Raw genomic sequence first — 22570 nt, forward strand, 5'->3', positions numbered from 1 at the left:
CAGGAAGTCGGCCTCCTCGCTGCTGTGCACGCGCGCGCGGAAGTCGATGTCGTTGGTGTCGGTCCCGGTACGGGACCCGGCAGCGGCCGTTGGGCTCGTCAGTGCCGGTGACCGAGGGCGTGCCGGCGGTCGGCGTCACGGCGGTGGTGCACGCCCCAGGACGCGGAGTCGACATAGCGGCCGTGGTCGTTGCGCAGGGTGGCGGTGTCGCTGTCGTGGCCCCACACGGACTGACGGCGGTCCTGGTAGAGGTCCGTCATGGTGTCCCGGCCCTGCCCGGTGTGGACGCGGACCGTGGCACGGCCCGCCAGCCGGTAGTGACGGAAGGTGTAGCTGTGGCCGTCGGCGTCCGACAGCGTCCAGCCGCTGAGGTTCACGTCACGGCGGGAGGTGTTGGTGACGTCCACCCACTCCCGGTTCAGGGCGCGGCCCGAGAAGACCCCGCGGCCCTGCAGGTCATGCTGTACGGCGCTGATGACGACCGCGTCGCGGGGCGGCGTCGCGGGGTGCGGGGTGGAGGCCGCGGCGGGCAGGGCCAGTGCGCCCACCAGGGCGGCCGCCACGGCGGTGGCGGAGCCGAGACGACGGGCGGTCGCGGAGACGGATACGGACACGAGGTCCCCCTTTGCGGGGTTCGGGCACACCCGACGCGTGCGGTGCGAAGCCGCGGGTCACGAGGGTGTGTGGTGCGAGGTGGCGGCCGGGCGGCCGCGCAGCCACACCCTGCAACCGGGCGGTGGGACGCACGGAGCGCGCACCACGCCCATTACCGATCTTTCGCATGGCTATGACACTCGGCTGTAGCGTCCATTTATTAAGTGAATGGGAGGATTTGCCCCATATATGGGACCCTGCAGCCCCGCAGAAACCGTCAGCTCACCCGAAAGTGAGTAACAGTCAGCGGCCGATCGGTGCCGCCGACAGAAGTTGACCTTCCGGTCGTCATATGGAATTCCCCGATTGGTCGGCCGTGACGGGGGTTGAGGGAAAGCGTTTGCCATTACTTTTTGACATGCCCACACCCTTTCAGCGCACACCTCCCCGTAGGAGAGACCCCCATGCGCAGACTCGTTGCCTGCCTGGCGGCCGCGGTCGCCACCCTCGGCGGGCTCACGGCGACGGCCACTCCGGCCGCGGCGGCCGGCTCTGGCACGTTCAACGTGCTCACGTACAACGTCGCCGGGCTTCCGGAGTCGCTGTCGAGCGCATCCACGCCGCGCGACACCAGCACCACCGAGATCGGCAAGCGGATCGCGTCGTACGACATCGTCAACGTCCAGGAGGACTTCAACTACCACGCGTACCTGTACTCCACGGACACCCACCCGTACCGCACCGCGACCAGCGGTGGCGCGGGTATCGGCAGCGGGCTCAACACCGTCTCCGACTACGCCTGGGACGGCGACGACTTCGAGCGCGTCGGCTGGAACTCCTGCCAGATCGACTCCGGCGACTGCCTGACGCCCAAGGGCTTCACCTTCATGCGTGAGCGGCTCGCCGAGGGCGTCTACGTCGACTTCTACAACCTGCACACCAACGCGGGTACGAACGACGGCGACGAGGCCTCCCGGGCCGACAACCTCAGCCAGCTGACGTCGTTCATCAGCACCCACTCGGCCGGGAACGCCGTCGTGGTCATGGGTGACACCAACACCCGCTACACCCGCTCCGCCGACACCATCGCGGAGTTCGCCTCCAACAACGGGCTGACCGATGCCTGGGTCCAGCTGATCCGCGGCGGCAGCGCGCCGGCCAAGGGCAGCGACACCCTGCTCTGCGACCAGACCGGGGCCACCGTGCCCAACACCTGCGAGGTCGTCGACAAGGTCCTGTACCGCAGCAGCAAGCTGGTGACCCTGAACGCGACCTCGTACAACAACGAGCACGCCAAGTTCCTCAACGACGACGGTCTGATGCTCTCCGACCACGACCCGATCACGGTCGGCTTCTCCTGGTCGCAGAACCCGGACTTCCAGCTCAGCGACCAGTTCGGCGGTCCGCACGGCGACTACTACCAGGACCTTCCCAGCGTCCCGGCCGCCGCCCGCGCCACCAGCATCTCGCTGCGCTCCGGCTCCCGCGTCGACCAGGTCGGCATCACCCTGGGCAACGGCACCACGCTGACCCACGGCGGCACCGGCGGAACGGCGTCCTCACTGACGCTGGGCAGCACCGAGTACGTGACCACGGCGTACCTGTGCGAGGGCAAGTACAACAACACCACCCGCATCTTCTACGCGAAGTTCACCACCAACCTGGGCCACACCCTCGCCGGTGGTACGACGACCTCGGACTGCGTGACCCGCACCGCCCCGTCGGGCTGGCAGATCGCCGGCTTCCACGGCCGCTCCGGTGACGAGCTGGACAAGGTCGGCTTCATCTACACCAAGCGCTGACCGCTCCCGGCAGGCCGGCGAACGTCACCAACGGTTCGCCGGCCTGCCCTACGGGGTGGGCGGGTCCGTCGGTGATGATGGCCGGTATGCACATCCGCATCGACGCGACCGACCTGCCCGGACGGTCCTGCCCGGCGCCCGGGGACAGCGGTTTCTCCGAGTACGGCGGCATCCATGTGGCCGTACAGCGCCGGAACCGTCCCACCGAACTGCTCGACCCGCAGCCGGGTGACGCAGTCTCCGCGACCTGGACCCTGCCCTGCACCCCGGCGATCACGGCCACCGGGGTCGACTTCAAGGGCCCTTACGTCCAGGGCGGTCCGAGCGGCCGGTTCGTTTACCTGTCCTGGGGGACCGTGGACGCCGACGGCGGCTTCACGATGTTCCGCCGGGCCAAGCTGCTCCTCGACGCCGTCCCGGACCCGGTGGCCGAGGCGGCGGTGCGGGACGGCCTGCTGGTCGGCAGGCTCGGCCTGACCGACGCCCGTGGCATGCCTCGCTGTGCACGTGTCGTACCGCCGGTCGTCGTCTGGAGTGCCGGGAGCGATCCGCGGCCGCAGGCCGTGCGGTAGTCGGCGAGGGCGGTCGCGAGGGGGAACGGGCGCCCAGGTGCCCGTCGGGGTGTACGACGAAGCCGGTGGGACCGCCGGGGCGGTAGAGGCGAGCGAACTCGCCCGCGCATGCGCGGGTGTTCGGGCGCCAGGGGTGCCAGGTGCCCGGTCTGCGCCCGATCGGCCAGGGGTGCCCGGCGGATCAGGTCGGCTTTCCGAGAAGCGGGCCCTCTCGGCCGGGCCGAGCGGGGGCGATGAGGGTGCCCCCGCGCGAGCTGGTTCGAGCGCGGTCGATCAGCCGCTACCGCGGCGGGCGTTCCCCCGGCCGCAGACGACAACGCGGTTGGGACCCCTCTGGCGAGTGCGTGCCAGGGCCCGCGACACCGGCACGATCCGCCGGACACTCCCTACGCGCGGGAGCCGTAGGTGCGCAGCTTCCGGTAGAGCGTCGCGCGGCCGATGCCCAGGGCTGCGGCCGTGCGGGCCTTGTTGCCGCCGTTGCGGCGCAGGGCCTCCAGGATGGCGGTGCGCTCGGCGTGCTCCATGGGGCTCAGCGGGCGGCCGGCGGGTCCCTCGCGTACGGGATCGGGCAGTTCGGCCCGCCGGACCGGACCGGTTGCCCGGCGGCGCTGCGCCAGCGACCGTACGACGTGGGCGAGTTCGGTGACATTGCCGGGCCACGGGTACCGCTCCAGCGCGCGCCGGGCGTCGGGCGTCCAGGTGAGCGGGGGCTGTCCCGGATCGGGCGCCGGAGTCACGGCGGTGAGCAACTCCCTGATGTCCTCCGCGCGTTCCCGCAGGGCGGGCAGGGTGACCGAGCGGGCGGCCAGGGTGTCGAGGAGCCGTTGGAGACACGGGCCGGGTGGCGCACCCGGTGTGTAGGTGACCAGCAGACGGGTGGTGGGCCGGGTTTCCAGGAGGGCGACGATCGCCGCCACGTCCGGCTGCGCCAGGCGCTCGGCATGGCGGAGCACCAGGCCGCGGGGTGCTGCGGGCAGGGCCTGGCGCAGTTCCCCTTCGGCCGCGTCGAGGACGAGCGGGTCGCCGTCGCCGAGCAGCTCACGGGCCAGGGAGGTCTTCCCGGTGCCCCGTTCGCCGACGAGCAGTAGCGGGGCTCGGGCAGTGGCCAGTTCGGCCGCGCGTTCGGTGACGTGCCGCCAGGGCACCGAGTGCCCTGCCAAGGCGGTCGGCGGCCGTCCGGTGGGGGCGGCGGATACGCGGTCGTACGCGGGTTCGAGTACGGCGACGGCACCGACGACCGCTCCCAGGTGCCTGACGGGTGTCACCTCGGCGCCGCCCGGGAGCCGGGTGCCGGGGCCGTCCTGGCACGGCTCCGTGTGCACGGTGCGTTCCAGGTCCTCGATGTCCCGGGTCGACAGCAGCCGGCCCGCCGCCTCGCTCACCAGCCTGCTGTGGCCGGCGAACGCCACCACCGGCCGGTCCTGCCCCTCGCACGCCGCGAGGAAGGTGTCCAGCAGAGCCCGCTCCGGCGGGCGGGCGTGGGCCCGCAGTTCCGCCTCGATCGCAGTGGCCGTCGCCTCGGCCAGGGCCGCCTGCGGGTGCGGGGCACAGCCGCCGCACAGGGCCGACGCCACGGTGACCGTGCCGACCGGCTTGCCGTCGCCTGGGGCCCGCAGCGGCACGCTCACCGCGGACACCTCCTGCCACACGTCGAGGAAGTGCTCGGGCCCGTGCAGCTCGGCGCGGTGGCCGGTGCGCAGGGCCAGAGCCGCGCTGTTGGGCCCGACCCGCTGCTCGGAGAGGTCGGGGCGGAGCGTGTCGTGCGGGGCGTGTCCCGCGGCCCACAGCACCCGCAGCCGGGCGTCGGTGAGGACGAGTGCCGCGTACTCGTGGGCGAGGACCGGGCGCAGGCGCTCCAGCACCGGCCGGGCCGCATCCAGGAGTGCGGGGGCGGGTGGCGACGGGGCCTGGGTGGCGAAGGGTTCGTCGTCGTCGGGCCGTACGCCGAAGAAGCGGGCCCGGCGCCAGGCGGCGGCGACCTCGTCCGGCACGTCCTCGGACAGGGAGTGGCCGGCGAGGAAGCGGGCGCGGGCCCGGCGCAGTTGGCCGAGGGCGGGGCGGCCGGAGGCGTGCCGCTCGGCCGTGGGGGGATGCTCTGCGGTGGTCATGGCGTCCCTCACCGTACCGGGAACAGTTGAAGGAGCAACGACCGGTGTCCCCCCCGTCGGGTTCCGCCGTACGCCGCGTGTCTCGGATTGAGACACCCATGACCGCCCCGACCGTTTCATGATCTTGAACGGTCGGTTTCCGTCCTTCCCCCACCGGAGCGTTCCCCGTGCACACCGATGTCGTCACCGACGTCCTGATCGTGGGCAGCGGCCCCGCAGGCGCCGCCGCCGCGCTGGCCCTGAGCACCTACGGCGTACCGAACATGGTCGTCACCCGCTATGCGAGCCTCGCCGACACCCCGCGCGCCCACATCACCAACCAGCGCACGATGGAGGTCCTGCGCGACCTCGGGGTGGAGCAGGAGGTGGTGGCCAAGGCCACTCCGCAACACCTGATGGCGAACACGACCTTCTGCACCAGCCTGGCCGGTGAGGAGCTGGGCCGGGTGCGCTCCTGGGGCAACGACCCACTGGTGCAGGCCGCGCACGACCTCGCGAGCCCCACCCGGATGTGCGACATGCCGCAGCATCTGATGGAGCCGGTGCTGGTGGACGCGGCGATCGCGCGCGGGACCGTCTTCCGCCACAGCACCGTCTACAAGTCGTATACACAGGACGCGGACGGCGTGACCGTCACCGTCGAGGACCGGGTGCGCGGGGACGAGTACACCGTCCGGGCCAAGTACCTCATCGGCGCGGACGGCGGGCGCTCCAAGGTGGCCGAGGACGCAGCGCTGCCGATGGGCGGCCAGATGGGCGTCGCGGGCAGCATCAACATCGTCTTCGACGCCGACCTCGGCAAGTACACCGCCCACCGCCCCTCCACCTTGTACTGGGTGCTGGCCCCGGGTGCGACCGTCGGCGGCATCGGCGCGGGCCTGGTGCGCTGTGTGCGCCCGTGGACCGAGTGGATGATCGTGTGGGGGTACGACGTCACGGCGGGCGCCCCCGACCTCACCACCGAGTACGCGGAGTCGGTCGTCCGCCAGCTGGTCGGCGACGACGACATCCCCGTGACCGTCAGGTCGTCCTCGGCGTGGACGGTGAACGAGATGTACGCCGAGACGTACTCCAACGGCCGGGTCTTCTGCGCCGGTGACGCCGTGCACCGGCACCCGCCGTCCAACGGGCTCGGCTCGAACACCTCCGTCCAGGACTCCTACAACCTCGCCTGGAAGCTGAAGCTGGTCCTCGACGGCACCGCCGGCCCTGGCCTTCTGGACAGCTACACCGCCGAACGCGCGCCCGTCGGCAGGCAGATCGTCACCCGGGCCAACAAGTCGATCGGCGAGACGGCACCGATCTTCGAGGCGCTCGACGGTCTCACCCCGCAGACCCCCGAGCAGTTGTGGGCCAACATCGCCGCCCGCAAGGAGGCCACCGACGCGGCCGAGAAGCAGCGGGCGCGGCTGCGCGAGGCGATCGCGTACAAGGTGTACGAGTTCAACGCGCACGGCGTCGACCTCAACCAGCGCTACTCCCCCGAAAGCTCAGCCGCGGTCGTCCCCGACGGCACCCCCGACCCCGGTTTCGCCCGCGACCCGGAGCTGTACCACCAGCCAAGCTCCCGCCCGGGCGCCAAGCTCCCGCACGCCTGGATCACTTCGGGCACCCGGACCGTGTCGACCCTGGACACCGTCGGCAAGGGCAGGTTCGCCCTGCTGACCGGTATCGGCGGCGCCGGCTGGCTACGCGCGGCGGACGCCCAGGACCTCGACATCGCCACGGTCGTCATCGGCCCCGGGCAGGAGTACGAGGACCCGTACGGCGACTGGGCCCGGCTCAGTGAGGTGTCCGACGCGGGCGCCCTGCTGGTGCGGCCCGACGGGTATGTCGCCTTCCGGCACCCCGCCGCCGCCGAGAACGCGGAGGAACTCCTCACCCAGGCACTGCGGCAGATCCTCAGCCGAGCCTGACCGATCCGGAGTGACGGCCCTGCCGTCCCCGGAACCACGCGACACGAAAGGTGAACAGCATGGCCCTCGGGCTGCTCAGGCGCCGGTGGTCCAAGGACTCCCCGGCCCGTTCGGCGGGACTCACCCTGCCCCTCCCGTCCGGTGCGGGCGGCGTCGCCCGGACCGTCCTGGACCCCGTCGACCAGCCGCTGGGCGGCGCGGAGGTCACGGTCACCGCGCTCGACACCCACCAGGTGGTGGCACGGGGCACCACCGATCCCTTCGGTTTCTTCATGGCCGCGTTGCCGCCCGGGCGCTACAGCCTGCTGATCGTCGCCGAGGGCCTGGATCCGCACCGGGAGACCGTGGAGATCGTCGCCGACAGCTGTCCGGCGCCCGGGCAGATCCGGTTGCAGCCGGCCCGGCAGCTGCCGTTGCCGCCGACCGGTGGTTGGGTCTTCGATCCGCCGCACACCGCGATCCGGTTCATCGCCAAGCATGTCGGCATGGCTCATGTGCACGGCCGTTTCGAGCGTTTCGACGGCGCGATCAGCGTCGCCCCGGACATGGGCCAGTCGACCGTACGGGTGCGCATCGACGCGTCGAGCATCAACACCGGGAACACGACCCGCGACAACCATCTGCGTTCCGGGGACTTCCTGGACGTCGAGCGGTATCCGTACATCGACTTCGCCAGCACGCGCTTCGCCTACCGGGGCGGCAGCAAGTGGACGCTCCTCGGCTCCCTCACGATGCACGGTGTCAGCCGGTCGGTCTCCCTGGACACCACCTACCTGGGCACGGTCAACGGCGGCTACGGCGAGGAGCTGCGCTGTGCCGCGCTCGCCACGGCGGAGCTGCACCGCGAGGACTACACCCTCAACTGGCGGTCGATGCTGGCCCGCGGCATCGCGGTGGTGGGTCCGACGGTGCAGCTGGAACTGGACGTCCAGGCGATGTACCGCTCGCCGGACACGCCCACTCCCCCGGAGTGACGATCACGCCATCTCATGCTGTGCGCCGGAGCCTCCCCGGCCGGGGCGTAGCCGCAGGCAGCAATCGGCGCACCAGGTGCGAAGGAGTCACCGACCACGTGCGGATGCGCGGACACGGAGCCGTCGTTCACTTCCCGACTCCCTGCTGGGGGGATCCGACGAAATGCGCTGGTCAGGCACGACATCAGGGTCCCTGAAGATCGTTTCCCGCGACCTCACTGATCATTTCCCACAGCCCTGACCAGGGGCGCTTCGACGAAGGCCCGACTGGGTCTTGCCGGTGCCCGGGCCGAGGAAGACCACGTTCTCCTTGCCGGTGATGAAGTCCAGGGTGCCCAGATGGGCCACCGCCTCCCGTTTCAGCCCGCGCAGGTGATGGAAGTCGAACTCCTCCAGGGTCTTGCGGGCGGGGAAACGGGCTGCGCGGATGCGGCCTTCTCCGCCGTGGGACTCGCGGGCGGCGACCTCGCGCTGCAAGCAGGCGGCCAGGTACTCCTGATGCGTCCACTGGCGTCGGCCTTACGGAGCTTGGTCATCATCGGCAGCTCCTGCGAACGCCGCAACGACTCCACCAGCGCGCCCAGCAGAGCGTTCAGGAAGGGGTGCAGCTCCTCCTCGTCGAAGGACTTGAACCGGTAGCCGAACCCCGTCAGAGCGATGGTGTCCAGGGTGAGCCGGGTGAAGTCGTCGGTGATGTTGACCGGCTGACCCGCCCTGCGCTGACCTGCTCGATGCCGGCGATGTCCATGCCGTAGATGCCCTCGGGTGCGCAACCCCGACCGTGAGCGCGACCACTCCCGCCCGGCCTGTGATCGAGTTCATCCCCATACGTCGTACGAAACCCGTTATCGTACGGGGTGTGGAAAAGCCGAAGCGTCCCCCGCGGGGAACCAGGAAGAGAGACGTGCCTCTGACCGAGGCCGGGATCTACGCCGCCGCCCTGCGGCTCATCGACGCGGACGGGGTCGAGGCGCTCACCATGCGCAAACTCGCGACCGTGCTGGACGCGAACCCGATGTCGCTGTACCACCACGTGCCGAACAAGGAGGCCGTGCTGCGCGGCGTGGCGAGGATGGTCGGCGCCCAGTTCCGTACCGTGACGCTTGAGGACGCTCCCTGGCAGGAGCGCATCCGCCTGCTCGCCACGGACTTCCGGACGCTGGCGCACCGTCATCCCAAGCTCATGGGCTACTCGTTCAGCCACCAGCCGGGCTTCATCCAGCGCGAGGACCCGTTCCTGGTCGCGCTGACCGCCATCCTGGCCGCCGCGGGGGTTCCGCTCTCGGAGATCCCGGAGATGTCTGCTGCCGTGAGCGCCGTCGTCACAGGTGTCCTCACCGCCGAACTCAACGGCGCGCTCCACCAGTGGGCGAACATCAAGCCCCCCACCGTCCCCACCGCCGACGAAAACGGTCACACGAGTCCAGGCCCCGATGAGGACCGCATCTTCCGCCTGGTCCTGGACACGATCATCACGGGCCTGGAAGGGCGATTCGCCGCCGAGCGCGACGGCCAGGGCGCCGGCCGTTGAGTCCGTGGTCCTCAGGCGCTGCGGCCTGAGGCAGGCTCGTGGTCGGGCGACCCGGGCCGCAGCGCGTAGTAGAAGAGCACGGGAGGCACCCATCACCACCGGAAAGGCCGTCTCGGTGCGGCCCCTGCAGATACGCGGTGTGCTGCGGCTGGGCCGGGCGACCGACCTGTGGCCCAAGGCAGCACTCAGTGTCCTGCTCGCGATGGCCGTGCCCAGTCTGGTCCTGCTGGCCGTGGGGCGCGTCGACCTGATGATGTACACCGTCGGCGGGTCCACCTGCGCGCTCTACGGGCACAGCCTGCCCTACGCCGCCCGCGCCCGCGCTCTGGCCTGGGTGGTGCTCGGTATGGTCGCGAGCATCGGGGTGGGCCTGGCGACCGCGGCGGCCACCGACAGCACCGCGGTCCGGGTCGTTGTGGCGGCTCTTCTCGCCGCTGCGCACAAGCTGGTGTGCGAGGCCGCCCGGATCGGGCCGCCGGGCAACGTCGTTTTCACCTTCGTCGCCGCCAGCTGTGCCTTCTTTCCGCAGCGCTTCGCCGACATCCCCGCCCACCTCGCGCTCACCCTTGCCACCGGACTGCTCGCCTGGCTGGTGTGCATGGCCCCCGGCCTCGTACGGTCCCGGGAACCGCAGCGCCTGGCGGTGGCCAGAGCCCTCAACGCTGCCGAACGGCTGACCAGCACCCCGGACGACGACCCGGGCCGTGTCTCGGTCCGCCGAGCCGCGGCCGCGGCGACAGCCGAAGCCTGGCGCACGGTGTCGCTGGCAGGTGTCCGCTCTCCGGAGCGCCGGACCCTGGAACGGCTGCTGGTGCTCGCCGAATCCGGCCGCGCGGACGCCCGGGAACTCGGCCACTGGGCGGGACTCCTGCGCGGAAGCGCGCCGCTGCCCGATCTCCTACCGCCCTGGCCGGGAGACGACCAGGTCACCGGCGCTCCCACCGAAACACCGAGCGCGGCCTGGCGCAGACCGCTCGGCGGCGGCCGGCCGAGTCGGCGTCACATCCGCCTGCCGAGCGTCCTACGACCCGGTTCACACCTGCTGCTGCTCAGCGCCCGGGTCGCGGTCGGCTGCGCCCTGGCCGGCTGGGCCTCCATGGCATTGGGGGTCGGCCGCCCGTACTGGGCCGTGGTCGCCGCCGCCTCGATCTTCCAGTCCAGCCTGGTCCTCACCTGGCGACGCGCCCTCAACCGGGTGTTCGGCAACTTCGTCGGCCTCGCGCTGTTCGCCGCCCTGCTGCCGATCACCCGCACCGGACCAGTCGCCCTCGTCCTGGCCGTCCTGTTCTTCCAGGTCGCCACCGAGGCGACGATCAGCCGCGGCTACTGGCTCGGCCAGGTCTGCATCGTCCAGATGTCCTTGCTGATGCCCCAGTTCGCGCATGCGCAGCCGACCGGCGAGTTGCTCAGGGACCGAGCCCTCGACACCGTCACGGGCTGCACGCTCGGACTGCTCGTCGCCATTGCGATCGCCGACCGCCGAGCTGTGGACCGCGTCGAGAGCGCCCTGGCGAAGGTGGCGGCATCCCATGCGGCCGCCGCGCGGTTGATGGACCAACCGTCCACCCCCCAACCCGCCGATCTCGTCCGTGCCCGTTGCCGTCTGGCGAGCGCTTTGGCCGAGTTGTGGGAAGCCGCCGAGGTGGCCTCCGGCGAGTGGTGGCAGCGTGCCCTGCCCGGAGAGCGCATCGCAGCCGCCGAGCAGGAGAGCCACCAGATGCTGAGCTTGCTGGCTGTGTCACTTTCTGTGGAGCAACGGCGCTGAGCACGAGGACGGGGGACCTCCGCGTCAGCGGATGTCCCCTCCGTCCCGTCGAGTGACCACCTCCGGTCGGTCACATCACCTGCACGCCGGTTGCCACGGTGTCCCGGGTGCCGTCGTCCTCCTGGGACAGCAGGCCATGGAACGTGGCCAGCAGGCGTGGCACGTCCGCCATGCCGACGGCGCCGCCGAAGACGTAGTGGTCGGGGCGCAGCAGCAGGGCCTGTTGCCCGGTCCGGGCCAGGTAGCGCAGGTAGGTGCCGTCGAGGTCGATGACATCGGCCGGCCCCTGTGCCGCCTGGTCGTCGATGACCCTCAGCAGGCGGATCCCGATCCCCTCGCACCAGGCCAGGGCGTCCTCGTCGAGCACCTCACTCGGGTCCCGGGTGGCCAGGAGGGTGAACCCGGTACCGACGGCCTGGTCGAACAGGCCGGTACGGCCCTGGTGGCGCACGCGTCCTTGCGGCCCGAGCTGCCCGGCCGGCTCCACCGGTGCGCCGGTGGCGTCGCAGGCCAGCAGGCCGCCGGTGAGGGGGCGGTGCGGCAGGAAGACGTCCGGGTCGCCCTTGCCGTTGCGCCACACGTAGTCCTCGGCGGGTTCGCACAGGGTGGGCAGCTCGTCCAGCACAGAAGCCAGGGTCCCGGCCACCTCGTGGTCGAAGACCACCGCCCGCGGTAGCGGGTAGGCCTGCGGCCAGCGTTCGACCACACCGACCCGCCACCCGCGGATGGCGAGCTGGACGGCCGTGGCCAGGCCGACGGGCCCGGCGCCGACCAGAAGTTCGAGCCGACCTGGTGGCGGCCGAGGCCCCAGACATGCGTGAAGTCCTCCAGGACCCAGGTACTCACGATGTCTTCCATGATCACCTCAGCTGTCGTTCACATGGGCCGCGGACATGGAGCCGGGCAGTGCCCGAGTGGCCCATACGAGTGGTCGACTCCCGCCGCCCGTACCTCGAGTGAACGGCACCGCCCGCGGCAGCTCTCGGTCCGCGAAGCCAAAAAGCATCCTTGCCTTTGCGCCGAGAGGCTGCCGCGGTGTTGGGGGGATAGAGGCGCCGGGGAGGCGGGATCGGCTGCGTCTGGTGTGCGGGACGTCTCCGAGCACCTGGTCGGGCGGGGTTCCCCCAACTCGACATTGCCATACGTCGTACGGTATCAATAGCAGTGCAACTCCGTACAGCGTATGGAAAGTGGTTGTCCTGGCCACTCACCGTGATCAGCCCTGCCGGCAGGCGGCTGGTCCGGTGCGGCCCGGGCCACGCAGTGCGGTTCCGCTCCGCCACCAAGGCCCCCTGATTCAGGCCTCCGTGACCGCTTCTCATCTGTTTCCTTCTTCACTGCTACGAAAGGCACGCCATCATGGCTGACATCCGTCGTCGCGCCGCCCTCAGCAACGCCCTTGCCCAGGAGATCCTGGCCGCCGCCACGAAGGCTGCGGCGGAACTCGGCATTCCGTCCTCCATCGCCGTCGTCGACGAGTCGGGACACCTCAACGCCTTCACACGGATGGACGGCGCGGCTCTGCCCACCATCGAAGTCGCTCAGGACAAGGCGTACACCGCGGCGGGGTTCGGGTTTCCCACCGACGTCTGGCACGACATCATCAAGAACGACGAGCCGCTGGCCGCCGGCGCACCCACCGGCATCCGCCGTCTGATCGTCTTCGGTGGCGGCCTCCCGATCAAGGTCGACGGCGAGATCATCGGCGGCGTCGGGGTCAGCGGCGGTCACTGGTCCGACGACATCAAGATCGCCCAGGCGGGGCTCGCCGTGCTCGGCTGACCGCCGTCCGCTTTACGGACGCGCTCGGCGGAGCCGGCTTCGCACGACGACCCCGGCTCCGCCCCCGCCTTCCCCCTCCGCTCCTGCGCAGGGAACCAGCGACCCAATGAATCAGCCCTGAGATGATCAAGGAGTAGTTCGCCCATGCCTGCAGTTCTGATCCACGGCGTGCCCGATACCCACCATGTATGGGACGGCGTGCGCCGGCACCTGACCCGAAGTGATGTCGCTGCTTGGGACCTGCCCGGCTTTGGAGCCCCGCGGCCGCAAGGCTTCGGCCCCACCAAAGAGGAGTACGTCGCCTGGCTCATAGAGCGGCTGGAGGAAGTCGGCGAGCCGGTGGACCTGGTCGGCCATGACTGGGGCTGCATGCTCACCGCGCGCGTCGCTTCCCTGCGGCCGGACCTGGTCCGTACGTGGGCTGGGAGCAACGCTCCGATCAGCGCTGAGTACGTCTGGCATCCGCTGGCCAAGCTCTGGCAGGACCCCGTCGAGGGCGACCGGTGGGCAAAGCAGTACGACGCCGCTGCCTTCGCCAAGGACTTGACGGACAACCTCCAGGTTCCGGCTGAGCTGGCCAAGGAGACGGCCGGCCGCGTAGACGGGACCATGAGGGACAGCATCCTCAAGCTGTACCGCTCCGCTCTGACGGTGGGCGCGGAGTGGGAACCGGAACTCGCGAACCTGTCGGCGCCGTCCCTGGTGTTCTGGGGGGCTCTCGACCCGGTCTGCCCCATCGAATTCGGCGAGAAATTGGCCGCCTCCGTACTAGCGTCCCGGCTCCTCAAGCTGGACAGCAGCCACTGGACGCCGCTCCAGAAACCGGCCGAGGTCGCTGCAGCCCTCGAGGCGCACTGGAATGCCTGATACTCCAGTCGGAATGTCCTGAGCTGTTGGTCGCCGTGGCCGAGACCCCAATCCGGCCACGGCGCCACCCGTTTCGAGATTCCCCTCAGCCGCCCGCCAGCAGGTTCGCCAGTTCCATGCCCCAGTGTCGCCGATCGGTCAGACAAGGCAGCAGTTCAGGACCCGCGCAGCCACGCGACATCACGCCCGGAATCTCAGTAGGTAGCAGTCAGGGCATGGCTCGGGGCTCGGCCGCTGCAGTCGACGACGGACACCACCGGGTCGGACACCCCCTGACCACCCCGCCGGCATTCAACCCAGCGGAGCACGGTATCCACAACCTCGACCCGCTGGCCTGCGCTAGTGACCAGTGGTAACGGACAGTACTCGCCACGCACGCTCACATACAGCGCCGCGAGCCGTACCACCCTCGACAGGAAGTGGTGCGGGAGCATGCGCGGCCAAAAGGGGCGTAAAAAGGGCGTATGGGTGCACCAGGCATATCCGGAGACCGCCTGCCGGAGGAGCGCGCGGGGCGTGGGCTGTTGGTGATCGCACTCGCGCTGATCGTGGCCATCACTGTGGCGGACATCGGTATCGGAGCCAGTGTCCATCTGGGCCCGTTGCTGGTCATTGCGCCGACTTTGACCGCCTCCTTCGCCGGTCCGCGGCTGACCGCTCTGGTCGGGGCTCTGGCGGAGGTCGCCCTGGTGATCATCTCCATATTCCACGGCGGGCTGACCACGACCAACCACGTGGCGCAGCTCATCGCCCTGGCCGTGCTGTCGGCTCTGGTCGTCTTCATCTGCTACGTGCGGGAGCGGCATGCCCGGGAGCTGAGCCGGGTGCGGTCGGTGGCCGAGACGGCGCAGCGGACTCTGCTGCGGCCTCCACCTCGCCGGATCGGGCCGTTGCGGATGGCCTGGCTGTATCTGGCCGCCGAGGACGAGGCCCAGATCGGGGGCGACCTCTTGGCGGTCGCCCGCGCCGATCATCCCTGCACCCGGGTGTTGATCGGCGACGTTCGAGGCCATGGCCTGGCCTCTATCGGCGAGGCGTCGGTGGTGATGGGCGCGTTCCGTGAGGGCGCTCACCGGTACGCCTCCTTGCCCGAGCTCGTCATCGCCGTCGAAGACAGCGTCTGCCGGAACCTGGACGAGGTCGCCGACACAGCGCACGACGCCGGCGAGCACTTCATCACCGCTGTCATGCTCGACATCCACGATCAGGGCTCACAGGCTGAGATGCTCAACTGCGGCCATCCGCCACCACTGCTGATCCGTGGAGACCAGGTGACCGTCCTGAACTCCCGACGGCCTGCGCCCCCGTTGGGCCTGTGCGCCCTCTGCGTACGGGACTACCGCACCGACCCGTTCACCTTGGAACCGGGCGACATGCTGTTGCTCTACACCGACGGCGTGATCGAAGCCCGCTCACCGACCGGAGCCTTCTACCCGCTCGCCGAACGGGTCGCCTCCTTCCCCGCCTCAAGCCCAGACGCCCTGCTGCACCACATTCACCGCGACCTGCTCGAGCACACCGGTGAGCAGTTCACCGACGACGCCGCTTTCCTGATCATCGAACGCACCCCCTCGCGCCATCTGCACCGGCCGCACCTCATGTCCTATACCGGAGGATCTTCCACAACCGGCTGACCGTCACCGTCGTCGCCACCATGCGGTGTATTGATGGCCATCATGGGGCCGCTCGCCGCCCGCACCAGCGTCCCGTCACGGCGGCGCAAGCGTCAGCGAACCCCGTCGTCGGTGTCCTACGTGGTGAGGCGGACGTTGACCCGGTATGGGGCGGGGAACGTGGAGCTGGATAGTGCCGGACGGCTTGTGGGGAGATCGGTAGGCCGCTGATCCCGGAGCAACGGGTGCGGCCGCAGGGCGGTGGGACGACGAACACGCCTGATGAGACGCTGTTCGCGGCCACCACCTACGTGCTGGATCCTCACCGAACTCCGCACCGACCCCGCCCGCGCGACCGGACTCCTGCGCGCCCTGCTCGTCCTGACGAACCTCGAAGTCAAGCGCTGAGCCCATCTCAGCCTGGCAGGAAGCCCACCGGGGGCGAATGAGGGCCATGGGCGAGCGCATCGAGCCGTACGACGACGCTCTGGACGCCTGTGCTCCCCCTTGCGCCTCGTGGCCTTCGCCGCTGCTACCGGAGCCGACGAACCTCTCCCGACGGCAGTGGGCCCTCCCCACGAGGTGTTCCCGCGGAGAGGGCCCATTCACGCTCGGCGCTCGCATGACAGTGGTTTACCTGCTGTTCTTCACCGGCCGACGAAGCACGTCCCTGATCCCCAGAGGCGTACCTTCAGGCGAGTACCGGGTGGGGGGTTGTTCGACCATGCGTCTCTCCTACGGATTCGGAGAGCTGGTCCCGCATCCTTTGCGCAGATCGTTGTTGGAGCGGGTCTTGGGGCCCCAGCCGATCCCGCTGGCGTAGCCCTGGGTGCGCCGCACGACACCGGTGGCTCGTGCGAGCTTCTCCATCGTGACGTTGGGGTTGCGCCGAGCTCCTGGCGGGCCGTGTCCAGGATGCGCGCCCGGTTGGACCGTCCATTGCGGCGCTGCGGCGCGCGGGCCACAGGCTTGGTCACGACAAACCTCCGATGCTGGACCGGATCGACGAGGCCACCGCCATGGAACAGCGCCTCGCTCCCTCCGGGGCCGGGTAATTGCGTGAAATAAGCCGTGGAGCAACGAGAATTTCCACAAATGGTGGGCAGTCGTCGTCCTCAAGCCAGTACGCGGTCACGGTCCTCTTCAGCTTGCAGCGGGAAGGGGGCGCCTGGCGACGTCGTGGGCCTCATCCGCGGAGAGGCCGAGCATGTGCAGGAGCATCTCGGCCATGCTGTCCGAGGCATGGCTGTTGTCCACCTCGGGCTGGGTGAACCACAGCTCCAGGAGCGCCAGCAGGCTGCCGTTCAGCGCGACCAGGACGAGGACCGGGTCGACCACGGTGAAGCGGCCCGAGGCTATGCCCTGCTCCATGTCGTGTCTCGCGCGCGGAGCCAGTCCGCGGCCGGCGTATATGCGGCCGAGCCCGCTGTGGCACAGGATGCGCATGATCTCCGGGTGTGCTCCGGCCATGCGGGCGCTGAGCCGCACGCCGCCGGCGAGGCGCTCGGCCGGATCGTCGAGGCCGCCCAGACGTTCGTCGATGGCCTGGGCGTACTCCTCCAGGGCGTCGGCCACGGCCGCGTCGAACAGATCCGGCTTGCATGTGAAGTGGTTGTAGAAGGAGCCGAAGCCAACGTCCGCGCGCTCTGCGATGGCCCGAATGCTGGTGCTGGTGTCGCCGGACTCGGCCAGGATCGTCCGCGCGGCGCGGACCAGTGCCCGCCGAGTCTCGGAGCGACGGCGCTCGAAGCGATTCCTGGGTGAGCCTGACATCGTCATCACCCGCACATAAAGGCAACAGTTCTGACGTTTTCATCATTGCATTGCCATCGCCGCCTGTCCAACCCCGGGACGCCTCCACTCGCGACTGCGCGCCTCCACCTCCCGCCTCGGCCCCGCGCCTGATCATTCGATCAGGCCTGAAGGTACTTGACAAGCAAGCCATCGCGTCTGACTATTTCATCAGAACTGGGCAAAGTAGCCTCAAACCGGACATACGCCGCGCTGGGGGCCGTTCCACCAGACATTGCCGTTCCCCCACGGCTGCAGATCAGCCTCCGCGCCGCACCCCGACGCTGTCTCACCTCCGCACCGATGGGATGAACCGCGATGACGAACACCGACCACACCTCACTCGCCGAGCAGGCCGGCTCCCGCGAGATACCCGACGCGGCCATAGCGATGATCGATGCAAAGGGGACCGTGATGGGGTGGACGCAGGCAGCTGAGCAGCTTGTCGGCTACTCGGCCCAGGAGGTGGTGGGCCGGTCCGCCACACACGTGCTGCCGCCCCCCGAGGACGCCGGGAGGGGTAGTGCAGTCGCCGAGCAGTGCCGTGCCGAGGATGGCTGGTCCGGCACCGTGAAGGTGCGCCACCGCGACGGCCGCACGCTCACCATGACGCTGCGGGTCTCGTTGCTGTGGGGGCAGGACGCCGACACCCGGTGGCTGGTGTCCGTGACCGACATAGGCTCCCTGTCCTCGGGGGTGGTCAACGGACCGGTGCGGGAGTCGCTCCTTGCCCACGCACCGATCGGCATCGCCGTTTGTGACCCGCAGCTGCGCTGTGTCTGGGTGAATGACGCCTCGGAGCGGTACGACGGCGTGCCTCGTCATCAACGGTTCGGACGCCGTCTGAAGGACTCGCTGCCCGCGGTCGAGGCCGAAGCGCTCGAGGTGGTGATACAGCAGGTGCTGGAGAGCGGCAGCACCATGGTGCACGAGTTCCGGGCGTGGCCGCCGGCGGACCGGCGCCGTGAGCATGCGTTCTCGGCGTCGTTCTTCTGCCTCCAGGGCGCGGACGGCACACCGCTGGGCGTGTGCTGCATGATCGTGGATGTCACCGGCAACCGGCGGGCGCGTGAGCGCCTTGCCATCCTCAGCGAGGCCAGCACCCGCGTCGGCAGCACCCTCGACGTCATGCGGACCGGGCAGGAACTGGCCGAGCTGGCTGTGCCCCTGCTGGCCGACCACGCCCTCGTCGACCTGGTGGAGTCGGTTCCGTTCGGCGTGGAACCCTCGGCAGGGACCGGCACGACAAGCGGCCGCACCCCGCCGCTGCGCCGGGCCGGGCTGGCCTCCGTCGACCTGAGTCTCCTGGAACTGCCGTGGGTGCGCGAGGAGGTGATCCATCTCCACCCGGCCTCGCCCCTCGCCAACGTGCTGCGCACGGGCAGGTCTCACCTGGAACCGGTGCTGGACCCCCACGGCCCCTGGGTCGACCACGACCCGGTGCGGGCGCAGAAGGTACGTGACACCGGGGTCCACTCGTTGATGGTCGTGCCCATCCGTGCGCGGAGCAGCGTGCTGGGCCTGGCGGTGTTCAGCCGCTCCGAGGAACAGACGCCGTTCCAGGAGGGCGACCTGCTGCTCGCCGAGGAGCTCGTCACCCGGGCCGCGCTCAGCCTGGAGAACGCTCTGCAGTACGCGCGCGAACGTGCCGCGGCCCTCACGCTCCAACGCGACCTGCTGCCCCACCGGGTGCGAGGCGGTGTCGCCGTCGAGGTGGCTTCCCGCTACGTGCCGGCTGACATGGACCGCGGCGTGGGGGGTGACTGGTTCGACGTGATCGAGCTGTCCGGCGCCCGGGTGGCCCTCGTCGTCGGCGACGTGGTGGGTCACGGCATCAACGCCGCGGCGACCATGGGCAGACTGCGCACCGCCGTGCGCACGCTCGCGGACCTCGACCTGCCCCCCGCCGAGCTGTTGGCGCACCTCGACGACACGGTCCGGCGGTTGAACGACGAAGACGTCGACCCTTCCGACAAAGTCCTCAAGGTGGTGGGCGCCACCTGCCTGTACGCCGTCTACGACCCGGTCACCCGACGGTGCACGTTGGCGCGGGCCGGGCATCCGCCGCCCCTGATCATCGACGCGCAGGGCCAGGTCACCATCCCCGACCTGCCCGCCGGAGCCCCGCTCGGCCTCGGTCTTGGCCTGGTCCCCTTCGAGTCCGTGGAACTGGAACTGCCCGAGGGGAGCCTGCTCGCGTTCTACTCCGACGGCCTGGTCGAGTCCCGCGACGACGACATCGACGTCGGCCTGCACCGCCTGGGCGCCGCCCTGGCACAGCCGGGCCCATCCCTGGAGGACCTGTGCTCGCGGGCGATGCAGACCTTGCCGACTCAGGCACAGCCCGACGATGTCACCCTGCTCCTTGCGCGCACCCGCGCACTCGAATCCGCGCAGGTCGCCTCCTGGGACCTGCCGGACGAACCGGCCACCGTCCCGACCGTCCGGCATCTGGTCGCCCGTCAGCTCAGCGAATGGGGGCTGGAGCCGCTCGTGACGCCCGTGGAGCTGATCGTCAGTGAACTGGTCACCAACGCCATCCGCCACGGCGACGGCCCGGGCCGCCTGCGGCTCATCCAGCACCGGGTTCTGACGTGTGAGGTCTCCGACACCCACACCGGTCGGCCACGCCCCCGCCATCCCCGCGGCCTCGATGAGCACGGCCGCGGCCTCTTCCTCATCGCTCAGCTGTCCCGCAGGTGGGGCTCCCGCTGCGCAGGAGACGGCAAGATCGTCTGGGCCGAACAAGACCTGCCGCCCACCGCCGTCGCGGTGTGACGTCGTCGCCCCGCGATCTTCCAGGGAAGGCCAAAAATGACTATGAACCATGCAAATGACACCCATTCGGCAAGCGCCTCCCAAGGGTCGCTGAGCGTCTCCGACGCCCATCCCAGCGGCAGCGCGTACGTCTTCGCGGACCTGGCAGCCGCCGTGCTCGACGGCCGAGGTGCGGTGGTGCGGTGGACCGAGGCAGCAGCGGACCTGACGGGGTTCACCGCCGAGGAGGTCTGCGGCCGCCCCGTGCAGGAACTGGTGGCCGGCCTCCCCGACGAACTGCGCAGCGCCACGAAGATGCCGGCATCCGGCCGGGTACGGCTGTGGCACCAGTACGGCCACACGATCGACGTCGCTTTCCGCACCACCAAGGTGAACGGCTCGGCGGAGTTCCTCGTGCTGGCGGCACCCGCACACCACGTTGCCGACCACGAGAACGGCGCGGCGCTCCTGCGCGCACTGTCCTCACAGAACCGGATCACGGTCGCTCTGCACGACACGGATCTCACCACCGTGCAGACGAACGGCACGCCATGCACTCCCGACGGCCGACCGGTACAGCCCGGCACCCGGCTGTGCGACGTGCTATGCGCCGAGGACGCCGTGAACCTCGAGGCAGTACTGCGCCAGGTGCTCGACACGGGCGCCCCGGTGGTCCGCAGCAGCCTGCAGGTGAGCTGGCGGCACGAGCCGGCGCGGCGGCACGCACTGTGGCTGTCCGCCTTCCGGCTGGAGGACGCGCGAGGACGCCCCACAGGGGTCGTGGCCCTGTACATCGACGCCAGCGACCAGCTGCGCACCCGCCGTCACCTGGACCTCGCCCACCAGGTGGCCGAGCAGGTGGGAGGGTCCCTGGATGTCGTGCGCACCGCGCAGGACCTTGCAGACGTACTCCTCCCCACGTTCGGAGATCTCGCCGCAGTCGACCTCGCGAAGTCCGTGTTCGACGGGGAGGAACCCCCCAAGCGGCTGGGCGGTGGAGATCTCCACCTGCGCACCGCGGCCCTGGCACCGGCCACCGCGGTGTGGCCGACCGGCATCAAGCGCGGCAACCCCGTCCCACCGCTGTCCGACCACCCCCTCCTGCGCAGCTCGCAACGCGGCAGGACAGTCGTCTACGGCCGAGACGACTTCGTCGCCCTGATCGGCGGCAGACAGGTGGCTGAGTATCTCCTCCCGGAAGACGCCCACACAGTGATGGTGGCACCGCTGCACGCCCGCGGTCTCACCCTCGGCGCCATATCGGTCTGGCGTACCGGCCGATCCGACCCGTTCACCAAGGACGAGGTTGATCTCATGACGCAGATCGCCTCACGGGGTGCGCTCGCCATCGACAACGCCCGCCGTTACACCCGCGAGCACCGGGCGGCAGTGGCGCTGCAGCAGAGCCTGCTTCCTCCGCCCACGACCGACACCCCGGCAGCCGAGACCGCCGCCGTCTACCTGCCCGCAGGCGGCGGAGCGGAAATCCGCGGCGACTGGTACGACGCCATCGCTCTGCCCTCTCTCCGCCTGGCCCTTGTCTCCGGAGACGTGGTCGGCCACGGCATGCCCGCGACCGCCACCATGGGCCGCCTGCGCACCGCCATCCAGACCCTCGCCGACCTCGAACTCGAACCAGACGAAATGCTCACCCGGATCGCGGACCAGGTCCAGCGCCTCATGGCCGAAGCCCCACCCGACCACCACGACGTCGTCGGCGCCACATGCCTGTACGCGGTCTACGACCCCGTCACCCGGCGCTGCGCCATAGCCAGTGCCGGGCACCCGCCACCCGTCCTGGTCCGGCCCGACGGGACCGCAGAGACCGTCGGGATCGCACCGGGGCCACCACTCTCCATCAGCGACATGCCCTACGAGACCACCACGATCGACATCGAGCCGGGCAGCGTCCTCGCACTCTGCACCGACGGCGTGGTCGAACGGCGCGACCACGACATCGACCAAGGACTCCGGTACCTGACGGATGCGCTCGCCGCGTCCTGCCGTCCGGATCGCGCTCTGGACGAAACCGGCCGGGCTGTCCTCGCCGACCTGGCCGAGCAGGCGCCGCGCGACGACGCGACCCTGCTGCTGGCCCGCACCCGCACCGTCCCGGCGGAGGACACCGCACACTGGGAGATCCCACCCGATCCGGCCGCCGTCTCCGAGGCCCGAGGATGGGCAACCCGCCAACTCACCATGTGGGGCCTGGACGACCTCCTCTTCACCACCGAACTCATCGTCAGCGAACTGGTCACCAACGCGATTCGCTACGGTCGTGCGCCGGTGGAGCTGCGGCTGATTCGCCACGACGTTCTGGTCTGCGAGGTCACCGACGCCAGCAGCACCCAGCCCCGCCTGAGGCGTGCCCGCACTACCGACGAGGGAGGACGCGGCCTGTTCCTCGTCGCCCAACTCGGCGCGCGCTGGGGCTGCCGCCATGGCCAGAACGACAAGACGATCTGGTCCGAGCAGATCATCGAGTGTCCCCACTGAGG

The 22570-nt window shown here is 70.1% G+C and carries 17 protein-coding genes and 2 pseudogenes; 13 read left to right on the top strand and 6 right to left on the bottom strand.

The features are described from left to right. Positions 1-98 precede the first annotated feature (98 nt). On the bottom strand, positions 99-614 hold the full coding sequence (locus ABTY98_RS35360; protein ID WP_352225205.1) for a lamin tail domain-containing protein: 516 nt from the start codon (positions 612-614) through the stop codon (positions 99-101). A 444-nt stretch (positions 615-1058) separates the two neighbouring features. Here ABTY98_RS35360 and ABTY98_RS35365 point away from each other — a divergent pair, with 444 nt between their 5' ends. Together ABTY98_RS35365 and ABTY98_RS35370 are read left to right on the top strand one after the other, a co-directional pair. Beyond that, a complete protein-coding gene (locus tag ABTY98_RS35365; RefSeq protein WP_352225206.1) occupies positions 1059-2396 on the top strand; it encodes a jacalin-like lectin in 1338 nt (445 codons plus the stop codon). An 86-nt stretch (positions 2397-2482) separates the two neighbouring features. Beyond that, a complete protein-coding gene (locus ABTY98_RS35370) occupies positions 2483-2968 on the top strand; it encodes a DUF5990 family protein (protein WP_352225207.1) in 486 nt (161 codons plus the stop codon). A gap of 386 nt (positions 2969-3354) precedes the next feature. On the opposite strand, the gene ABTY98_RS35375 is transcribed toward ABTY98_RS35370, so the two are convergent. Beyond that, entirely contained in the window at positions 3355-5076 is a 1722-nt protein-coding gene (locus tag ABTY98_RS35375; RefSeq protein ID WP_352225208.1) for a sigma-54-dependent Fis family transcriptional regulator, read from the bottom strand. Between the two features lie 167 nt (positions 5077-5243). Here ABTY98_RS35375 and ABTY98_RS35380 point away from each other — a divergent pair, with 167 nt between their 5' ends. Both ABTY98_RS35380 and ABTY98_RS35385 read left to right on the top strand, forming a co-directional pair. Further along, on the top strand, positions 5244-6992 hold the full coding sequence (locus tag ABTY98_RS35380; protein WP_352225209.1) for an FAD-dependent oxidoreductase: 1749 nt from the start codon (positions 5244-5246) through the stop codon (positions 6990-6992). 59 nt (positions 6993-7051) lie between these two features. Next, a complete protein-coding gene (locus ABTY98_RS35385; protein WP_352225210.1) occupies positions 7052-7966 on the top strand; it encodes a YceI family protein in 915 nt (304 codons plus the stop codon). A 222-nt stretch (positions 7967-8188) separates the two neighbouring features. Here the strand turns inward: ABTY98_RS35385 and ABTY98_RS35390 are convergent, their stop codons facing one another. After that, complete coding sequence (locus ABTY98_RS35390) at positions 8189-8443, bottom strand: ATP-binding protein (RefSeq protein WP_502994433.1); 255 nt, start codon at positions 8441-8443, stop codon at positions 8189-8191. Positions 8444-8870: 427 nt separating this feature from the next. Here ABTY98_RS35390 and ABTY98_RS35395 point away from each other — a divergent pair, with 427 nt between their 5' ends. Next, entirely contained in the window at positions 8871-9497 is a 627-nt protein-coding gene (locus tag ABTY98_RS35395) for a TetR/AcrR family transcriptional regulator (protein ID WP_352225211.1), read from the top strand. A gap of 115 nt (positions 9498-9612) precedes the next feature. Beyond that, the gene (locus ABTY98_RS35400) at positions 9613-11262 is read left to right on the top strand and encodes an FUSC family protein (RefSeq protein ID WP_352225213.1); all 1650 of its coding nucleotides are present in this window, start codon (positions 9613-9615) and stop codon (positions 11260-11262) included. 70 nt (positions 11263-11332) lie between these two features. Here the strand turns inward: ABTY98_RS35400 and ABTY98_RS35405 are convergent, their stop codons facing one another. Then, entirely contained in the window at positions 11333-12100 is a 768-nt protein-coding gene (locus ABTY98_RS35405; protein ID WP_352225248.1) for an FAD-dependent monooxygenase, read from the bottom strand. A 521-nt stretch (positions 12101-12621) separates the two neighbouring features. On the opposite strand from ABTY98_RS35405, the gene ABTY98_RS35410 reads away from it, so the two are divergent. The 5 genes and pseudogenes from ABTY98_RS35410 to ABTY98_RS35430 all read left to right on the top strand — a co-directional run bounded on the left by ABTY98_RS35410 (position 12622) and on the right by ABTY98_RS35430 (position 15932). Then, positions 12622-13044 (top strand): GlcG/HbpS family heme-binding protein, encoded by a 423-nt coding sequence (locus tag ABTY98_RS35410; protein ID WP_352225214.1) that lies wholly within the window; start codon positions 12622-12624, stop codon positions 13042-13044. Between the two features lie 144 nt (positions 13045-13188). Next, a complete protein-coding gene (locus ABTY98_RS35415; RefSeq protein ID WP_352225215.1) occupies positions 13189-13911 on the top strand; it encodes an alpha/beta fold hydrolase in 723 nt (240 codons plus the stop codon). A gap of 464 nt (positions 13912-14375) precedes the next feature. Next, positions 14376-15545, top strand: coding sequence for a PP2C family protein-serine/threonine phosphatase (locus tag ABTY98_RS35420; RefSeq protein ID WP_352225216.1), 1170 nt, complete (start codon positions 14376-14378; stop codon positions 15543-15545). A 145-nt stretch (positions 15546-15690) separates the two neighbouring features. After that, positions 15691-15841 (top strand): annotated as a pseudogene (locus tag ABTY98_RS35425) (IS5/IS1182 family transposase); the annotation flags it as partial. Further along, entirely contained in the window at positions 15807-15932 is a 126-nt protein-coding gene (locus ABTY98_RS35430; RefSeq protein ID WP_352225249.1) for a hypothetical protein, read from the top strand. The pseudogene ABTY98_RS35425 and the gene ABTY98_RS35430, both read left to right, overlap by 35 nt. Positions 15933-16352: 420 nt before the next feature. On the opposite strand, the pseudogene ABTY98_RS42420 reads toward ABTY98_RS35430, so the two are convergent. Continuing rightward, positions 16353-16501, bottom strand: a pseudogene (locus ABTY98_RS42420) (TetR/AcrR family transcriptional regulator); the annotation flags it as partial. 166 nt (positions 16502-16667) lie between these two features. Beyond that, positions 16668-17303, bottom strand: coding sequence for a TetR/AcrR family transcriptional regulator (locus ABTY98_RS35440; RefSeq protein ID WP_352225218.1), 636 nt, complete (start codon positions 17301-17303; stop codon positions 16668-16670). Between the two features lie 330 nt (positions 17304-17633). Between ABTY98_RS35440 and ABTY98_RS35445 the strand changes: the two genes are divergently transcribed. Both ABTY98_RS35445 and ABTY98_RS35450 read left to right on the top strand, forming a co-directional pair. Next, on the top strand, positions 17634-20093 hold the full coding sequence (locus tag ABTY98_RS35445) for a SpoIIE family protein phosphatase (RefSeq protein WP_352225219.1): 2460 nt from the start codon (positions 17634-17636) through the stop codon (positions 20091-20093). Between the two features lie 36 nt (positions 20094-20129). Then, on the top strand, positions 20130-22568 hold the full coding sequence (locus ABTY98_RS35450; protein WP_352225220.1) for an ATP-binding SpoIIE family protein phosphatase: 2439 nt from the start codon (positions 20130-20132) through the stop codon (positions 22566-22568). The last annotated feature ends 2 nt before the right edge of the window (positions 22569-22570 follow it).

It is taken from the genome of Streptomyces sp. NPDC096040 (assembly GCF_040303265.1).
In the GTDB taxonomy this organism is placed as follows: domain Bacteria; phylum Actinomycetota; class Actinomycetes; order Streptomycetales; family Streptomycetaceae; genus Streptomyces.